Here is a 17,802-nt window from a genome sequence, read left to right on the forward strand (position 1 = left end):
GATGAAATCGCAATCGATCGTCATGCTGCTGGCCGTGGCCGCAGCGTTGAGCGCCGCTCCTGCCTGGGCGCTGGAGAAGGGCGCCGCCGCACCGCAGTTCGACCTGCAAGGATTGGACGGCGCGGTGAAGCTGGCCAGGCTGCAGGGCAAGGTGGTGTACGTGGACTTCTGGGCCTCGTGGTGCGGTCCGTGCCGGCAGTCCTTCCCGTGGATGAATGAGATGCAGGCCAAGTACGGCGCCAAGGGCTTGCAGATCGTCGGCGTCAACGTCGACGCCAACAGCGCCGACGCGCGCCAGTTCCTGAGCACGACGCCGGCGCGCTTCGCCATCGGCTTCGACCCGCAGGGCGCTACGCCGCGCAGCTACGGCATCAAAGGCATGCCGAGCAGCGTGCTGATAGGCCCCGACGGCAAGGTGCTGCTGGAGCATTCCGGCTTCCGCGATGCCGACCGCGCCGAGCTGGAAAACAAAATCCAAAACGCACTGGGAGCCGTCAAATGAAAACGCTGCTGTTGATCGCGCTTGCGGCCGGCCTTTCCGGCTGCGCCTCGCTGGGTAATGTGCAGCCGTGGGAAAAGGGCACGCTGGCGCGCACCGAGATGACGTTTAACGACGGCCATATGTTCACACGCTTCGACGACCATATCTACACCAGCCGCGAGGCTTCGTCCGGCGGCGCCGGTGTGGGTGGCGGCGGTTGCGGCTGCAATTGAGGACCACCATGACGAGCAACGAAGACAAGGCATCCGGGCGTGGCCTGGCCGCCTCCATCATGACGGCGGCGATGCTGCTGCCCGGTGTGCAGGCACATGCCGAAACGCCGCCGGCCAACGGCAGCATCACGCTGGGCTATTTGAACTACAAGGACAGCCAGTCCGGCCTGGACCGCATCAACGTGCATTCGCCGTCGGTGGCGATTACGGCGCCGGTGTCGGGGGTGTGGAGCATCGGCGCATCGCTGGTGTCGGACGATGTGTCGGGTGCTTCGCCGCGCTATCACACGGCCATCTCGGGCGCTTCGCACATGCAGGACCACCGCATTGCGGGCGATGCGTCGGCCACGCGCTATTTCGAGCGGGGCACCGTGACCGTCGGCGCGGCGTATTCGACCGAGCATGACTATGTGTCGCGCGCGCTGTCGTTGCAAGGCAGCCTGGAAAGCGAAAGCAAGAACACCACGTGGACCGTCGGCATAGGCCACGCGGATGATCGCATCGACCCGGTCAACAAGATCGTCAGCAACGAGAAGAAGCGCACCAACAGTCTGCTGCTGGGCGTGACGCAGGTGCTGACCGCCAACGACATCGCCCAGCTGACGCTGACGCACGGCCAGGGTGAAGGCTATTTCTCCGATCCGTACAAGGCGCTGGACAATCGCCCGCGCAGCCGCAACGAGACTACGCTGCTGGCGCGTTGGAACCATCATCTTGCATCGACTGGCGGCACCAGCCGGCTGTCCTACCGCTACTACAGCGACAGCTTCGGCGTGCGTGGACATACGCTGGACGCCGAGTATGTGCAGCCGCTTTCGCAGGGCTGGACGGTGACGCCGGAGGTGCGGTTGTATTCCCAGAGCGCGGCAAGCTTCTACTACGATCCTCTATACGACGCCAAGCTTGGGGCGCCGTTCCCGCCCGGGTACAACGGCACCGGCTATATGTCGGCCGACCAGCGCCTTTCCGGTTTTGGCGCTGTGACGTTGGGGCTCAAGGTCAGCAAGCAGTTGGACAAGCTGTGGTCCATCGATGTGAAGGCATCGGTGTATCAGCAGCGTGGTAGCTGGAGGCTGTTTCATGACGGCAGCCCGGGCCTGGATGCGCTGCGGGCGCAGACGATACAGATAGCGATCAACCGGCAGTGGTAGACGCAAAATGGTAGACGCAATTCATCGCACCACGTTCGAAGCAATGGCCAGCCGTTGCGAGTTGCGGTTTTCCGCTCCGGACGCGCACATGGCGGCGCTGCTGGCGCAGCAGGCCATGGACGAGGTGCGGCGTATCGAGACCAAGTATTCGCGCTACCGGCCGGACAGCATCGTCTCGCGCATCAATGCTGCGGCAGGCAAGGAGGCGGTGCGCTGCGACGACGAGACGATGTCGCTGATCGGATACGCGGCGGCGCTGCACGGCGCCAGCGAGGGACTGTTCGACATCACCTCCGGTGTGCTGCGGCGGGCCTGGGATTTTCGTAAGCCCGTGGTGCCGCGCAAGGAGGTACTGGAGCCCTTGCTGGCGCTGGTCGGCTGGGACAAGGTCGATTGCGGCGTCGAGCATGTGTATCTGCGGCGGGCCGGAATGGAGATCGATTTCGGCGGCTTCGGCAAGGAGTATGCGGCGGACCGCGCAGCGGCGCTGCTGGCCGATGCAGGCGTGCGGCATGGCTACGTAAATCTGGGCGGCGACATGCGCTTCATCGGCCCGCGTCTGAACGGGCAGCCGTGGAGTATCGGCATCCAGGATCCGCGCGATCCAGATAGTGTGATCGCCAGCATTCCGGTCAGCCATGGTGCGCTGGCCACCAGCGGCGATTACGAGCGTTACTTCGAACTGGGTGGGCAGCGCTACTGTCACATCCTCGATCCGCGCGATGGCATGCCGGTGCGTTACTGGCGCTCGGTCAGCGTGCTGGCGCCGATGGCGACTGCGGCCGGCAGCTGTTCGACCATCGCGATGCTGAAGCAGGAAGATGGTTTGAGTTTTTTGAATGCGTCGGACATGGGGTATCTGGCTGTGGACGATCAGGGGCAGATGCTGTTCAGGGATGTTTGAATAGGATAGAGATGATGAACAATTGGAGGACGCGTCTGATGGCGATGCTGGTGGCGGTGATCGCGCTGGCTACCGGCGCACGGGCGGATGATTTTCTGGAGCCGGAGCAGGCTTTCCAGCTCAAGGGCGAGTTGGTGGATGCGCATACTGTGCGGTTGTCGTGGGCAATCGCGCCGGGGTATCACCTGTACCGCGACCGTTTGAGTTTCAAGGCGGATGGCGCGCAGATTGCAGCACCGGCGCTGCCGGCAGGGCTGCGCAAGTTCGACGCCAACTTCAACAAGGAGATGGAGACTTACCAGGATAGCCTGGTGGTCAGTCTGCCGCTGACGGCTGCTGCTGCGTTCACGCTGCAAGTGGGCTATCAGGGCTGCGCGGATGCGGGCCTGTGCTACTCGCCCGCGACGCAGAGTTATCGCGTCGATCCGTCGGCGCCGGGCAAGCTGGTGGCGGTTGATGCACCTGCCGCAGCGCCCGCCCATGAAGACGATAGTTCTCTCGCCCAGCGCACGCTGCAAAGCGGCAGCGCGTGGCGCATCGGCCTGGCCTTCCTCGCCTTCGGCCTGCTGCTGTCGTTCACGCCGTGCGTGCTGCCGATGGTGCCCATCCTGTCTTCGATCATCGTGGGCGAGGGGGCGGTGTCGCGTGGCCGTGGCTTCTCGCTGGCGCTGGCTTATTGCCTGGGCATGGCGCTGGTCTACACCTCGCTGGGCGTGGCTGCTGGTTTGGCTGGCGAAGGGCTGGCCGGTGCGCTGCAAAAGCCGTGGGTGCTGCTGACCTTTGGCGCGCTGCTGGTTGGCCTGGCCTTGTCGATGTTCGACGTCTACCAGTTGCAGCTGCCGAGCGCCCTGCAAAGCCGCTTGAGCGCCACCAGCGGCAACATGGGCGGCGGGCGGTTCGCCGGCGTGTTCGTTATGGGCGCGTTGTCGGCCTTGATCGTTGGGCCGTGCGTGGCTGGGCCGTTGGCCGGTGCGCTGCTCTACATCAGCCAGACGCGCAATGTCTGGACCGGTGGCTGGGCCTTGTTCTCGATGGCGGTCGGCATGAGCGTGCCGCTGCTGCTGACGGGGATTTCGGCCGGCAGCCTGCTGCCGCGTGCCGGCGCGTGGATGAACGGTGTGAAGAAGATCTTCGGCCTGCTGCTGATCGCGGTCGCCATCTGGATGGTGACGCCGGTGTTTCCGGTGACGGTGATGATGGCATTGTGGGGCGTGTTTGCGTTGCTGTGCGCCGTGTTCCTGCATGTGCTGGAGCCGCTGTCCGCCAGCGCCAAGGCGGGCCTGGGCGCATACGTCGGCAAGACGCTGGGGCTGGCGTTCCTGGTCGGTGGTTTGTTTGAACTGGCGGGCGCCGCCAGCGCCGGCCGCGATGTACTGCAACCGCTGGGGCATCTGAGCCTCGCCCGCACCGAGGGCGCGGCTCCGGCCGGAGATGAGATCCGCTTCAGCCGCATCAAGACCGTGGCCGAGCTGGATCAGGTGCTGGCGTCGAGCACCACGCCGGTGATGCTGGATTTCTACGCCGACTGGTGCGTGTCCTGCAAGGAGATGGAGCGCTTCACTTTCTCCAAGCCGGCCGTCAGCGGCAAGTTGAAGCAGGTGCGTTTGATACAGGTGGATGTCACCGCCAACAGCGCCGACGATAAAGCGTTGATGAGGCGCTTCGGCTTATTCGGGCCGCCGGGCATCATCCTCTTCAACGACGGCAAGGAGATTCCGAACAGCCGCGTGATCGGGTTCCTGGCCGCCGATCCCTTCCTGCAGCACCTGGCACGTCATAACATTTCCTGAAGTGCATCAAACACCAGGACATTAACGCGCTGTCGATCAAGAGTCTAAGAGGGATCTGAGATGTCGATGAGTAATCGTCTGAACACATCTCTCTTAGCAATTGCATCTCTATACTTAGTAGTACTCACGTGAAGATTAGTGAGCTTTGCTATCGATAAATGCTGAACTTTTTCAGTGAGGTCGAGAGGAAATCGCACCATCACCTTGCCCTCAAAAGTTCGAAGCTCAAGTTTCCCCGTGTCGGTTATCCCGGACACGCTACCCGAGATATTTTCTGTGTACGTTACCGGTTCTGCTACAGCAGCAAGTAGAGTTCGGATTCGCTTAATTTCATCAGAGCTGCCTTGCCAAGTATGTTTGCCAGCCAAGGAGTGCCAAGTAAATTCTGCAGACATGCCCGCACCGCTAATTTCACGCATCGCATCGCCAAAATAGTGGGCAGCCTTACCACCAACAGCGTCAACGGCGTCATAAAACTCGTCGTTTTTTGCTGTGAGTAGTCGAAAAGTCTGCTGCAAGGTGGACTGTAGAAGGCTTTCTCCGGAAAGGTCTGTGGTTGTATTTCCGGTTACCAATACACGAGTTGAACCACCTGCGATGCCTGCTAGTTTAAGATTTAATATATCCGCTATTTCCTTGCCAACGCGTCCTTCAGACAAACCGTGCCGAATACGATAGGCTGCGGCCTTCCAGGCTTTAGATAAGGGATCTGCGATCTTGATAAAGGCGTCTAGAGAAATCGATCCATTTGCTCGCGGGCCAATAAATCGCAGATCCATCAATTCGCCGGCTTCTTGAGCATAAGCAACCGCGAGGGTTTGCATTGCATCGCTGGCTGCCTGTCGCTGATTGTTCGCAGCAATCGCCAGCCAATGATCCCCAGGATTCATGCTGACGCGTGCGTCAGTAGCCGCAGCGAATTCACTGAGCGTTTGAGCATGCCTCTTCAAAAAATCTATGCTCATATTTTCAACTCCACAAATCCCTTCGGCGTCTTTTCATCGTGCTGGAAGCCGAACAAACCGCGAAAATATGCCTGTCGGTGCAGTCTATCCTTTTCGTCTGGCTTCTCCACGTATAGGTCCAGGCCGAATCTAATTTTTGCTGCATTCCGATCGGTAAGTTCTCGAACTTCCACCCACTGTTCATTGGTGAGATTCGTGGTCGTAGCAGGATCCCACATCATGCAGTCAATGTCATCTGGGCCATACTTTGACGTCAAAAAAGACCCGTCTATCCAAAGTATAGCCTGTACATGTAAAGCCTGAAGTTTTTGAACCCATTGTTGGAATGACGCAAATAATAGGGCGCGTCGAGCATCCGCCAAGAACGGGGTCACGGTGAGCGCCTGAAGTTCAGCCATGGTAAGTACATGGATTCCAGCGGGTAGGAGCGGAGGGAAGTCTGCTTTCTTCAATGTGTAGAATCCATTCGCTGAAGTTCCACTATTTAGGCAAGCACGGATTATGTTATACCAGCGGTAGCGCGGTGGTGTCCTTGATGCGCTGCAGGGCGAACGAGGATTTCACGTCCAGCACCGCCGGGTGGCGCAGCAGTGTCGCCATCATGAAGCGCGAGAAGTGGTCCATGTCTTCCACGTGCACCCGCAGCAGATAATCCATCTCACCCGTCATCGCATAGCAGGCCACCACCTCCGGCCACTGCTCCACCGACACCGCGAAATCCGCGCGCGGCGATACCGGCGCGTTCGGCGCGCCCAGCGCGCGGGCGTTGCTGTGCGCCGCCGCTTCGCTGTGCTTCTCCAGCCGCACGTTGACGTAGGCCAGCAGCCCCAGGCCGATCTTGTCCGGGTCCAGCAGCGCCACATATTGACGGATCACGCCCGCCTCCTCCAGCCGCTTGATGCGGCGCAGGCAGGGCGACGGCGACAAGGCCACCAGCTCCGCCACATCCTGGTTCGACAGCCGGCCGTCGGCCTGCAAAATTGACAAAATTTTACGGTCAGTTTTGTCCAGCGCAATTTTGGTCATAAATACCTCAATAATTCATGGCTCAGGCAATATTATTGCGCAGAACCGCGATGCATGGGAATTGTTTGCAATTTAATGCTGGCAGACCGGGACTATACTGTGCGCTATTCAAAGAAGGAGACTCGCATGAAATTTACGCCTTGGGATAACCCGATGGGTACCGATGGTTTTGAGTTTGTCGAATACGCAGCACCCGATCCGAAGGCTCTGGGCGCGCTGTTCGAGAGCATGGGCTTTACCGCTATCGCCCGTCACCGCCACAAGGATGTCACCCTGTATCGCCAGGGCGACATCAATTTCCTGATCAACGCCGAGCAGGACTCCTTCGCTCAGCGTTTCGCCCGCCACCACGGCCCGTCCGTGTGCGCCATCGCGATCCGCGTGCAGGATTCCGCGTTCGCCTACAAGCGCGCGCTGGAGCAGGGCGCCTGGGGCTTCGATAACAAGACCGGCCCGATGGAGCTGAACATCCCCGCCATCAAAGGCGTGGGCGATTCGCTGATCTACCTGGTCGACCGCTGGCGCGGCAAGAACGGTGGCGAGCAAGGCGCCATCGGCGACATCAGCATCTACGACGTGGACTTCGTCGCCATCCCTGGCGCGGTCGCCAATCCGGTCGGCCATGGCCTGACCTATATCGACCACCTGACCAACAACGTCCACCGCGGCCGCATGAAGGAATGGGCGGACTTCTACGAGAAGATGTTCAACTTCCGCGAAGTGCGCTACTTCGACATCGAAGGCAAGCTGACTGGCCTGAAGTCGAAAGCCATGACTTCGCCGTGCGGCAAAGTGCGCATCCCGATCAACGAATCGTCGGACGACAAATCGCAGATCGCGGAATATCTGGACGAATACCACGGCGAAGGCATCCAGCACATCGCGCTGGGCACCGACGACATCTACTCGTCTGTCGAAGGCATGAAGAAAACCGGCATCGCCTTCCAGGACACGATCGAGACCTACTATGAGTTGGTCAACCGCCGCCTGCCTAACCACGGCGAGTCGCTGGAAGACCTGCGCCGCCTGCGCATCCTGATCGACGGCCATAGCAACGAGACCGAACGCGAACTGCTGCTGCAAATCTTCAGCCAGAACGTGATCGGCCCGATCTTCTTCGAGATCATCCAGCGCAAGGGCGACCAGGGCTTCGGCGAGGGTAACTTCCGCGCGCTGTTCGAATCGATCGAGCTGGATCAGATCAAGCGCGGCGTGCTGAAAGATCCTACCGCCGCATAAGAACAAGGGTGTAAAGCCGGCAGTCCCGCACAGAACGGGACGCAGGCCTGTGGTACCCTATAAAAAACCACATTTTTCCGCTCCGCCGTCTCCACAAGGGCCGGCGGATCGCGCGTTAAAGGGCCAATCCGGCCCTGTAGCGCATGGCTTAAAGAATAATGGAGACACAATGAACGCACCTCACAAGGGCTCGCAACTGGAGCCGGGCACGCACTCGGACAACGAAATCTCACTAGACGACAAGTGGACGCTGGAACGCGGCCGGGCCTTCATGACCGGCACCCAGGCCCTGATCCGTCTACCGATGATGCAGCGCGAACGGGACCTGAAAGCAGGCCTGAACACCGCCGGCTACATCACCGGCTATCGCGGCTCTCCCGTCACCAGCGTCGACATGACGGCGATGAAAGCCAAGAAGTACCTGGACGCCCACCACGTCAAGTTCCATCCCGGGATGAACGAAGACCTGGCAGCGACCGCAGTCTGGGGCACGCAGCAAACCAATCTTTTCCAGGACGCCAAATACGACGGCGTCTTCTCCATGTGGTACGGCAAAGGCCCCGGCGTCGACCGCTGCGGCGACGTCTTCAAGCACGCCAACAACGCCGGCTCCGCGAAGCACGGCGGCGTGCTGGTGCTGGCCGGCGACGACCACGCGGCCAAGTCCTCGTCCACCGCCCACCAGTCGGACCACATCCTCAACGCCTGCGGCATCCCTGTGCTGTACCCATCGTCGGTGCAGGAATACATCGACTACGGCCTGCACGCCTGGGCCATGAGCCGCTACACCGGCCTGTGGGTATCGATGAAGTGCGTCACCGACATCATCGAATCCGGCGCCGTGGTGGACTTCGACCCGGACCGCGTCAAGATCGAACTGCCGACCGACTTCGAGCTGCCCGAAGGCGGCCTGAATATCCGCTGGCCGGACACCGTGCTCGATATGGAAGTGCGGATGAACAGCTACAAGTGGTACGCCGCGCTGGCCTACTGCCGCGCGAATAAGCTGAACAAAATTATCTGGGATTCGCCGAAGCCTAAGATCGGCATCATCACCGCCGGCAAATCTTACCTGGACACGCGCCAGGCGCTGGCCGACCTGGGCATCGACGAGCAGGCCGCCGCCGACATCGGCATCCGCCTGTACAAGATCGGCATGACCTGGCCGCTGGAAGCGGACGGCGTGCACGAATTCGCCAAGGGCCTGGACGAGATCCTGGTGGTCGAAGAAAAACGCCAGATCCTCGAATACGCGCTGAAGGAAGAGCTGTACAACCTGCCGGACGGCGAGCGTCCGCGCGTGGTCGGCAAGTTCGACGACACCGGTGAATGGAGCAACAAGGGCAAGACCGGCCACGGCGACTGGCTGCTGCCGGCCACCTATGAGCTGAACCCGGCGCAGATCGCGCGCGCCATCGCCTCGCGCATCGCCCACTACTGCGCCGGCCATCCGGTGGCGCAGCGCGTGCAGGAGCGCGTGGCCTTCCTGGAAGCGAAGGAACTGGCGCTGAAAACGCTGTCGGTCAAACCGAATCCGCAGACCGACCGCACGCCGTTCTTCTGCTCCGGCTGCCCGCACAACTCGTCGACCAAGGTGCCGGAAGGTTCGCGCGCGCTGGCCGGCATCGGCTGCCACTACATGGTGCTGTGGATGGACCGCGAAACGTCCACCTTCACCCACATGGGCGCCGAGGGCGTGACCTGGGTGGGCCAGGCGCCGTTCACCAACGAGAAGCACGTCTTCACCAACCTGGGCGACGGCACCTACTTCCACTCCGGGATCCTGGCGATTCGCGCGGCGGTGGCGGCCAAGGTCAACATCACCTACAAGATCCTGTTCAACGACGCCGTCGCCATGACCGGTGGCCAGGCCTTCGACGGCCCGCTGGACCCGGGCATGATTTCGCGCCAGATCGCCGCCGAAGGCGTCACGCCCATCATCGTCGTCACCGACGAGCCGGAAAAATACCCGGCCGATTACAACTGGGCGCCCGGCGTCACCGTGCGCCACCGCAGCGAATTGATGGACGTGCAGCGCGAACTGCGCGACAAGCCGGGCGTGTCGGCCATGATCTACGACCAGACCTGCGCCTCCGAGAAGCGCCGCCGCCGGAAGCGTAACGAGTACCCGGATCCGGCCAAGCGCGCCGTCATCAACGAAGCCGTCTGCGAAGGCTGCGGCGACTGCTCCGTGCAGTCCAACTGCCTGTCGGTGGAGCCGCTGGAGACGGACCTGGGCCGCAAGCGCCAGATCAACCAGTCGTCCTGCAACAAGGACTTCTCCTGCACCACCGGTTTCTGCCCGAGCTTTGTGACGGTGGAAGGCGGCGCGCTGAAGAAGCCGAAGAAAGCCGCAGTGGGCGAAGGCCCGCAGGCCGTGCTGCCTACGCCTGTGCTGCCGTCGACGGAAACGCCGTACGGCATCCTGATCACCGGCATCGGCGGCACCGGCGTGGTGACGGTCGGCCAGATCCTGGCCGTCGCTGCGCACGTCGAAGGCAAGGGCGCCATCGTGCTGGACATGAGCGGACTGGCCCAGAAGGGTGGCCCGGTGATGTCGCACGTGCGCCTGGCGGACAAGCAGTCCGACCTGCACTCGACCCGCGTCGGCACCGGCAGCGCCGACCTGGTGGTGGGCTGCGATTTGATCGTCACCGCCTCGCGCGACGCCCTGTCGCGCATGGGCGAAGGCCGCACGCATGCGATGATTAACTCGACCGGCTCGTCGACTGCGGCGTTTGTGAAGAATCCGGACTGGCAGTTCCCGGACGCTTCCTCGCGCGGCGAAATCGTCAAGGCCTGCGGCAACGAGCTGGTGGACTTCGTCGACGCCGGCCAGATCGCCACCGCGCTGATGGGCGACTCGATCGCCACCAATATGTTCATGCTGGGTTATGCGTTCCAGAAGGGCCATGTGCCGCTGAGCGAAGCATCGCTGATCAAGGCGATCGAGCTCAATGGCGTGTCGGTCGGCTTCAACAAATCGGCCTTCAACTGGGGCCGCACCGCCGCCCACGACCTGGCTTCCGTGACCAAGCTGACCACGCCGGCCAAGGTGATCGAGTTCAAACGCATCCAGACGCTGGACGACATCGTCGCCCGCCGCGTCGAGCTGCTGACGGCTTATCAGGACGCGAATTATGCTAAACAGTATAAATCGTTTGTCGACCAGGTCCGCGCGGAAGAGCTCAAGCTGGGAAAGACCACCCGCCTGAGCGAAGCCGTGGCCCGCTACTTCTATAAGCTGATGGCGTACAAGGACGAGTATGAAGTCGCCCGCCTGTACACCGACGGCGAATTCCAGCAGAAGATCGCCGGCATGTTCGAAGGCGATGTCACGCTGAAGTTCCACCTGGCGCCGCCGCTGTTTGCCAAGCACGATGCCGACGGCCACCTCATCAAGCAGGAATTCGGTCCGTGGATGATGAAGGCGTTCGGTTTGCTGGCCAAGTTCAAGGGCTTGCGCGGTTCGGCGCTGGACATCTTCGGCTACACGGCGGAGCGCAAGATGGAACGCGCGCTGATCGGCGAGTACCGCGATACCATGTCCTCGCTGCTGCCGAAGCTGACGGCCGAGAACCTGTCGCAGGCCGTGGCCATCGCCAGCATCCCTGAAGACATCCGCGGCTACGGCCACGTGAAGGAGCGTCACTTCAAGGCGGCCAAGCAGAAGGAAGCGGCCTTGCTGGCGGCCTTCGGCAAGCCGGCATCGTCCGGCGCGGCGCCGCACGTAGCCTGAGTTTGACGGGCATCTGAAAAGCCGAGGCTAGTCCTCGGCTTTTTTTGCACCAAAATAATGCATAAGTAAGGAAGAAATCATTCGTTCAGCTTTGATCCCTGGCTTGGTAAGGTGGCGTCCTTTTCCTTACCCCCCCGGATCACCTCAATGAAAACAAAATTTGAATTGAAGCCGCTGGCGGCGGGCGCTATCGCCCTGCTGTGCGGCGCTGCCGGCTCTACCCTGGCGCAAGCACAGGAGGCGGCCGCAGTTACCGCTGCGCCGCCCGCCGTCGTCGTCACCGGTTCGCGCATTCCGCGCGCCAGCCTTGAGGGTGTATCCGCCGTCACGGTCCTCACCGGCGAGGACATCACCAAGCAAGGCTACAAAAACGTTTTCGATGCGCTCAGCAACCTGACCCAGAACAGCGGCTTCACGCAGGGCGGCGACTACGGCAACACCTTCACGCCATCGGCCAACACCATCAGCCTGCGCGGCCTCGGTCCCAATCACACGCTGGTGCTGCTCAACGGCCGCCGCATGGCGGACTTCCCGATCGCCTACGAAGGCACGGTCAACTTCACCAACCTGGCCAATATCCCATCGAGCGTGGTGGACCGCATCGAGATCCTGAGCGGCGGCGCTTCCGCCGTCTACGGCTCGGATGCGATTGCCGGCGTGGTCAACATCATCCTGAAAAAACAGGCCGAGGGCCTGGACGTCAACCTCAAGGTGGGCGGCACGTCGCGCGGCGGTGGCGGCGACCAGCGCCTGCAACTGACCGGCGGTAAAAGCTTCGACAAACTCAATACCCTGTTCAGCGCCGAATTCCTGGAACGCGATCCGCTGTGGAGCCGCGAGCGCGAATTCATGAGCGCCAAGGTCGGCGTGGCGCCGACATCGCTGTTGGGCCGCAAGAACGTCAGCACCGGCCAATTGATCGACCCGGGCGACGCCTGTTCGAACCTGAGCGATCTGTTTGGCGGCAGCACCGTCAAGTACGCCGGCAAGTCCGGCAGCTACTGCGGTAGCGGCAAAGTGGCGCCGACCTACTGGACCACGCAGACCAAGAACAGCAGCCAGAATCTGTTCGGCAGCGCCAACTACGAGCTGTCGCCGACCACCACGCTGTTCGCCGAGGCGCTGTTAGGCCTGAACCGCAGCACCAACAACACGCGCGGCCCGTCGTGGACTTCGGCGTCGACCGCCGACAGCTATTTCTGGAACCAGAACAGCAAAACCTACGAGGCCTGGAACCGGTATATCTCGCCGGAGGAAATCGGCGGCGTGGACCGCTACAACCGTAGCTGGGACGACCAGGCCAGTTCGCTCTCCTTCGGCGCCAAGGGACAGATCCCCGGCACCAGCTGGCAGTACGAGGCGGCCTACACGGCGTCGCTGTACAAGAGCGAGAGCCATACGCCGCGCGCGCGGTCGAATATCGACAGCTTCTTCCTCGGTCCCAAGCTGGGCGTCGACGCGGACGGCGTGGCGATCTATGCGCCCGATCCGGCGCGCCTGACGCGGCGCCTGACGCCGGCGGAATTCGACAGCATCACCGACAACGCCAACAGCCGCGACAAGTCGTGGACCAACTCGGTCAGCCTGAGCACCAACGGCGAGGCGTTCAACCTGCCGGCCGGTCCGGTCAAGCTGGCGACGGTGGCGGAGCTGGGCAAGCAGGGCTTCTCGAACGAACCTGACGCGCGCATCAACCAGGGCTACTTCAACACGGTGACGCCGTCCGATGTCACGGCCGGCACCCGCAAGCGCTTTGCGCTGGGCGTGGAGGCGAATGTGCCGCTGCTGAACAAGCTCGATGGAACGCTGGCCGCGCGCTATGACCGCTACAGCTTCGCCGGCCGCAGCGACGGCAGGCTGGCCTACAACGCCGGCCTGGAATGGCGTCCGGTCACGCAGCTGCTGCTGCGCGGGAATCACTCGACCAGCTTCCGCGCGCCGGACATGAACTACATCTTCAAGGCGCGCGGCACCGGCTACTACGCATCGTCCACCGACTACTACCGCTGCGCCAAGGCGGGCCAGCCGGTCGAGACCTGCGAGTTCGCCAATGTGTCGCCGGGTGCGGACTACGTGCAGTCCGGCAGCAAGAACCTGCGTCCCGAGAAGGGCCGCTCTTCGGGCCTGGGCGCGGTATGGTCGCCAAGCACCAACTTCGACGTGACGCTGGACTACTGGAACATCAAGATCGACGATCTGGTGACGAACCTGAGCGCCGACAAGCTGCTGCGCGACGAATCGGACTGCCGCATGGCCAACGACCTGACGTCGCCGACCTGCGCCGACACCATCGCCCGCATCGTCCGCAATCCGCTGACGGCCTTGAACAAGCCGGGTGAGATCAAGCAGATCCTGGTCAGCCCGATCAACGCGGCGTCGACCAGCGTGAGCGGCATCGACATCAGCGGCAAGTATGTGCTGCGCACGCAGGGTTACGGCGTATGGATCACCAAGGCCGCCTATTCGAAGACGCTGAACAAGAAGTCGCGCCAATTCTCCGGCGACGAGGTGATCGACGATCTGGAAGACCTGAGCAACGCCGACTGGCGCGACAAGCTCAATGCCAGCCTGACGTGGAACCAGGGCGACTGGTCGAACACCCTGTTCCTGCAGCGTTACGGCCGCGTGCCGAATGCCGGCGGCACGGCGTTCCTGGCGCCGTCCACGCTGGTCAACGCCAGCGTGGTGTATCGCCTGAACCAGCGCGTCACGGTGTCGGTGGCGGTCAACAACCTGTTCAACCGGGTCAAGCCCGACACCAGCGGCGGCTGGCCTTACTACACGGTCGGCAATTACAGCCCGACCGGCCGCCAGGGCTGGGTCGAGCTGAATTACCACTTCGGTTCCTAAGCAGGCCGGCGTTGCGCGACCAGTTCGCGCAGCGCCGGGTCGCTGATCTCGAATACATCGAAGATGCCCAGTGCCGCCATCGCCGGTACCGCATCGATGATGTCGGCCCGCGCTTCGTCGCGGGTTTTTTCCGTGCTGTCCTCCGCCTGCAAGGTGCGGGCGTTGGCGAGGAAGGCGCCGACGGTGCCTTTTCTGACGGTGACGCCGTTGAATTCGCCGGTGTTGACGTGGTCCGGCAGTATGTCTTGTGCTCGCATGGTGCAATCTCCTGTGGGTTGGTGAGGACTCCATCTTGACGGCTGCGTGGTGGCCTGGCTTGCGCGGAAATGCCATAATGTGTCGCATGCAAGCCAAACACTCTCCTGTAATCGATCCCGCCCGCGTCGATGCCGACGGCGGTCCGCTGCTGTTCGCCGCGCTGTCGTCCGGCGATGTGCGGATGACGGCCACGCACAGCCACGCGCGCGGCCAGGCCATCGGCGCCTTGAGCGGCCTGCTGACGATCAGCACGGAGCGCGAACGGCTGGTGGTGCCGCCCGGTTATGCGATCTGGATTCCGCCGCACCATCTGCACGGCCTCGATGCACATGGGCCGGTGAGTGCGTGGAGCGCTTACGTTGCGCCTGCCGGCTGCGCGGCCTTGCCGGCGCAGCCGCAGGTGTTCCAGGTATCGGGCTTGCTGAGGGAGGCGGTGCTGCGCGCCAGCGCGTGGCCGGCGGCAGGCTTGATGGCTGCACCGACCCCGGCGCAGGAGCGCATCGCGGCGGTGATCCTCGATGAGTTGTCCGCCGCGCCGCGCGAGCAGCTGGTGCTGACCATGCCCACCGACCGCCGCCTGCTGAAGATCGCGCAGGCGCTGGCCGCCGATCCGGCCGATCCGCGTTCGCTGAACGAATGGGCCGGGTGGGCGGCCATCGCGCCGCGCACGCTGACCCGGCATTTCGTCTCGGAGACCGGCCTGTCCTTCTCCGACTGGCGCCAGCGCGCGCGCCTGATGCGCGCGGTGGAGTTGCTGGCGGCCGGCCATGCCGTCACCAGTGTCGCGCTGGAGCTGGGCTACGACAGCCTGAGCGCCTTCATCGCCATGTTCCGCCGCGAGATGGGCGTGGCGCCCGGCGGATTCGCCGCCTCCCACGCGGCGGCGCTGGCGCTGCCTTAGGCTTTCACCTCGGCCTTGAGCGTCGAGACGTGGCCGGCATACTCGGTCAGCCAGTACAGCAGCGCCAGGGCCGGGAAGGCCATGCCGGTCAACAGCGTGGCGTGCCAGCCGTGGGTGGCGTACATCCAGCCGCCCAGCGCCGAACCGAGCGCGCCGCCGGCGAAGAACAGCGCGAAGTACACGCCGTTCAAGCGGCTGCGCACCTCCGCGCCCAGCGTGAAGATGGCGCGCTGGCCCAGCACCAGGTTGGCCGCCACGCCCATGTCCAGCACGATGGATGCGAGCACCAGCATCGCCAGCGCCACGTTGCGCAGACCCGGAAGCTGCGGCGCCACCATCGGCAGCGCGAAGCCGATCACGCCCAGCGCCAGTGCGGCGGCGGTTGCCATCAGCGTGTGGCCGGCGTCGGCCAGGCGGCCGGCGATGGGCGAGGCCACCGCGCCGGCCATGCCGACCAGCGCGAAGATGGCGATGCCGGTCTGCGACAGGTGGAACTGCGGGCCGGCCAGCATCAGCGGCGTGACGGTCCAGAACAGGCTGAAGGCGCCGAACAGGCCGGCGTGATAGGCGGCGCGGCGGCGCAGCAGCGGCGTGCGCAGGAACAGGTGCCACAGGGACGCCATCAGCGCCGGATAGGCTATCTTGGCGGCCGGCGCGCGCAGCGGCAGTTTGGCGCGTAGCACTAGCGCCACGGCCAGCACCACCGCGGCGGCGCCGCCGAACACCACATGCCAGTTGCTCCAGTCGGCGATCAGGCTGGCGGCGGGGCGGGCCAGCATGATCCCCAGCAGCAGGCCGCTGACCACCTTGCCGACCGTGTGGCCGCGCGTGGCTTCCTTCGACAGGTGGGCGGCGAACGGCACGATGATCTGCGCCGCCACCGAGCCCAGGCCGATGCCCAGCGCGGCGGTCAGGAACATCCACGCGCTGGTGCTGAACGCGGCCAGCACCAGCATGGCGGACGTGAACAGCAGGCCGCCGACGATCAGGCGGCGGTTTTCCAGCAGGTCGCCCAGCGGCACCACGAACAGCAGGCCGAGGGTGTAGCCGATCTGCGTCAGCGTGACGATCAGGCCGGCCGCCTGCGGCGACAGCCCGGTGGCGGCGCTGATCGGGCCGACCAGCGTTTGTGCGTAGTACAGGTTGGCGACGATCAGGCCGGTCGCGGCGGCCAGCAGCAGCACCATGCCGGGGCTGATGTCGTCTTGTGCGGGATTGCTCATGATGGCTTCCATGGAAGAGTGGGAATGCGCAGATTCTAGGCAAAAACCGGGCAAAGATAATCAGGGCATAATGCTTCCATACTTTTCACTTTATATGAACAATCATGGACAGACTGAAGGCCATGCAGACCTTTGTGCGCATCGTCGAGGCCAACAGCTACACGCGCGCCGCCGAGACGCTGAACCTGCCGCGCGCCGCGCTGACGGCGACCATCAAGAAGCTGGAAGCCTTCCTCGGCACCCAGCTGCTGCAGCGGACCACGCGCCGCCTGTCGCTCACGCCCGACGGCGCCGACTATTTCAAGCACTGCCTGGAGATCCTGCAGGCGGTGGAAGATGCGGAAGGCGCGTTTCGCGGCCATGGGCGCAGCAAGCCGCAGGGCAAGCTGCGGGTGGAGCTGCCGGGCGCCGTCGGCCGCCATGTGGTGATGCCGCATATCCCCGCTTTCTGCCGCGAGTATCCGGATCTCGACCTGTTCATCAGCCTGAACGAACGGGTGGCGGACCTGACGCGCGAAGGCCTCGATTGTTCGCTGCGCGTGGGCGAGCTGCAGGATTCGGCGATGATAGGCCGGCGCATCGGCAACATGGGCTTCCTGACCTGCGCCGCGCCATCCTACCTGGCCGCGCACGGCGTGCCGCAGGCGCCGGCCGATTTGCGCGCGCATCGCGGCGTGACGCATTTTTCCGGCCGCACCGGCCGGCCCTTCGATTGGGAGTATGTGGTCGACGGCCGCGTGGTGACGGTCGATGTGCCGGGCGCGATCGCCGTCACCGATCCGGACGCCTACATCATCTGCGCGCTGCATGGCATGGGCGTGATCCAGGCGGCGCGCTACCAGGTGCGCCAGCATCTGGCCAGCGGCGCGCTGGTCGAGGTGCTGGCCGCGACGCCGCCGACGCCGATGCCGATCTCGCTGCTGTATCCGCAGGGCCGCATGGCGTCGCCGCGGCTGCGGGTGTTTGCCGACTGGATCGCCGGCGTGTTCCAGGCCGATCCCGACCTGCAAACCTAAATTGTAAGAAAGATTGCTCAATTGAC

15 protein-coding genes are annotated in these 17,802 nt (G+C 63.3%); 10 read left to right on the top strand and 5 right to left on the bottom strand.

Features of this window, described 5'->3' with window-relative positions:
• Nucleotide 1 precedes the first annotated feature (1 nt).
• From GEV02_RS11095 to dsbD, 5 genes are read left to right on the top strand one after another with little or no spacing between them, the layout of a single operon-like run.
• Nucleotides 2–502, top strand: coding sequence for a TlpA family protein disulfide reductase (locus GEV02_RS11095; protein WP_152838018.1), 501 nt, complete (start codon nucleotides 2–4; stop codon nucleotides 500–502).
• Nucleotides 499–714 carry a DUF4266 domain-containing protein gene (locus GEV02_RS11100; protein ID WP_152838019.1) on the top strand — a complete coding sequence of 72 codons (216 nt, stop codon included), beginning with the start codon at nucleotides 499–501 and terminating at the stop codon, nucleotides 712–714. Before GEV02_RS11095 ends, GEV02_RS11100 begins: the two co-directional genes overlap by 4 nt.
• A gap of 8 nt (nucleotides 715–722) precedes the next feature.
• Nucleotides 723–1,865 (top strand): DUF3570 domain-containing protein, encoded by a 1,143-nt coding sequence (locus GEV02_RS11105; protein ID WP_152838020.1) that lies wholly within the window; start codon nucleotides 723–725, stop codon nucleotides 1,863–1,865.
• A gap of 7 nt (nucleotides 1,866–1,872) precedes the next feature.
• Nucleotides 1,873–2,769: an FAD:protein FMN transferase gene (locus tag GEV02_RS11110; protein WP_152838021.1), complete on the top strand. Its 897-nt coding sequence runs from the start codon at nucleotides 1,873–1,875 to the stop codon at nucleotides 2,767–2,769.
• Between the two features lie 11 nt (nucleotides 2,770–2,780).
• Nucleotides 2,781–4,559 carry a protein-disulfide reductase DsbD gene (dsbD, locus tag GEV02_RS11115; RefSeq protein ID WP_152838022.1) on the top strand — a complete coding sequence of 593 codons (1,779 nt, stop codon included), beginning with the start codon at nucleotides 2,781–2,783 and terminating at the stop codon, nucleotides 4,557–4,559.
• A gap of 44 nt (nucleotides 4,560–4,603) precedes the next feature.
• On the opposite strand, the gene GEV02_RS11120 is transcribed toward dsbD, so the two are convergent.
• Genes GEV02_RS11120 through GEV02_RS11130 form a run of 3 tightly spaced genes read right to left on the bottom strand, consistent with a single transcriptional unit; the run spans nucleotide 4,604 to nucleotide 6,550 of the window.
• Nucleotides 4,604–5,524, bottom strand: a complete 921-nt coding sequence (locus GEV02_RS11120) for a hypothetical protein (protein ID WP_152838023.1) — start codon at nucleotides 5,522–5,524, stop codon at nucleotides 4,604–4,606.
• Nucleotides 5,521–5,976, bottom strand: coding sequence for a DUF6932 family protein (locus GEV02_RS11125; RefSeq protein ID WP_408014847.1), 456 nt, complete (start codon nucleotides 5,974–5,976; stop codon nucleotides 5,521–5,523). Before GEV02_RS11125 ends, GEV02_RS11120 begins: the two co-directional genes overlap by 4 nt.
• 52 nt (nucleotides 5,977–6,028) lie before the next feature.
• Nucleotides 6,029–6,550, bottom strand: coding sequence for an Lrp/AsnC family transcriptional regulator (locus tag GEV02_RS11130; protein ID WP_008444048.1), 522 nt, complete (start codon nucleotides 6,548–6,550; stop codon nucleotides 6,029–6,031).
• A gap of 126 nt (nucleotides 6,551–6,676) precedes the next feature.
• On the opposite strand from GEV02_RS11130, the gene hppD reads away from it, so the two are divergent.
• The 3 genes from hppD to GEV02_RS11145 all read left to right on the top strand — a co-directional run bounded on the left by hppD (nucleotide 6,677) and on the right by GEV02_RS11145 (nucleotide 14,378).
• Complete coding sequence (gene hppD, locus GEV02_RS11135; protein WP_008444050.1) at nucleotides 6,677–7,789, top strand: 4-hydroxyphenylpyruvate dioxygenase; 1,113 nt, start codon at nucleotides 6,677–6,679, stop codon at nucleotides 7,787–7,789.
• A 169-nt stretch (nucleotides 7,790–7,958) separates the two neighbouring features.
• Nucleotides 7,959–11,528 (top strand): indolepyruvate ferredoxin oxidoreductase family protein, encoded by a 3,570-nt coding sequence (locus tag GEV02_RS11140; protein WP_152838025.1) that lies wholly within the window; start codon nucleotides 7,959–7,961, stop codon nucleotides 11,526–11,528.
• A 147-nt stretch (nucleotides 11,529–11,675) separates the two neighbouring features.
• On the top strand, nucleotides 11,676–14,378 hold the full coding sequence (locus GEV02_RS11145; RefSeq protein ID WP_152838026.1) for a TonB-dependent receptor domain-containing protein: 2,703 nt from the start codon (nucleotides 11,676–11,678) through the stop codon (nucleotides 14,376–14,378).
• On the opposite strand, the gene GEV02_RS11150 is transcribed toward GEV02_RS11145, so the two are convergent.
• Nucleotides 14,375–14,635, bottom strand: coding sequence for a hypothetical protein (locus GEV02_RS11150; RefSeq protein WP_152838027.1), 261 nt, complete (start codon nucleotides 14,633–14,635; stop codon nucleotides 14,375–14,377). The genes GEV02_RS11145 and GEV02_RS11150 overlap by 4 nt on opposite strands.
• A gap of 77 nt (nucleotides 14,636–14,712) precedes the next feature.
• On the opposite strand from GEV02_RS11150, the gene GEV02_RS11155 reads away from it, so the two are divergent.
• On the top strand, nucleotides 14,713–15,537 hold the full coding sequence (locus GEV02_RS11155) for an AraC family transcriptional regulator (protein WP_152838028.1): 825 nt from the start codon (nucleotides 14,713–14,715) through the stop codon (nucleotides 15,535–15,537).
• Here the strand turns inward: GEV02_RS11155 and GEV02_RS11160 are convergent.
• Nucleotides 15,534–16,760, bottom strand: a complete 1,227-nt coding sequence (locus GEV02_RS11160; protein WP_152838029.1) for an MFS transporter — start codon at nucleotides 16,758–16,760, stop codon at nucleotides 15,534–15,536. The genes GEV02_RS11155 and GEV02_RS11160 overlap by 4 nt on opposite strands.
• Nucleotides 16,761–16,864: 104 nt before the next feature.
• Here GEV02_RS11160 and GEV02_RS11165 point away from each other — a divergent pair, with 104 nt between their 5' ends.
• Nucleotides 16,865–17,776 carry a LysR family transcriptional regulator gene (locus tag GEV02_RS11165; RefSeq protein ID WP_152838030.1) on the top strand — a complete coding sequence of 304 codons (912 nt, stop codon included), beginning with the start codon at nucleotides 16,865–16,867 and terminating at the stop codon, nucleotides 17,774–17,776.
• Nucleotides 17,777–17,802: the final 26 nt, after the last annotated feature.

Source organism: Rugamonas aquatica (genome assembly GCF_009380215.1).
Taxonomy (GTDB): domain Bacteria; phylum Pseudomonadota; class Gammaproteobacteria; order Burkholderiales; family Burkholderiaceae_D; genus Rugamonas; species Rugamonas aquatica_B.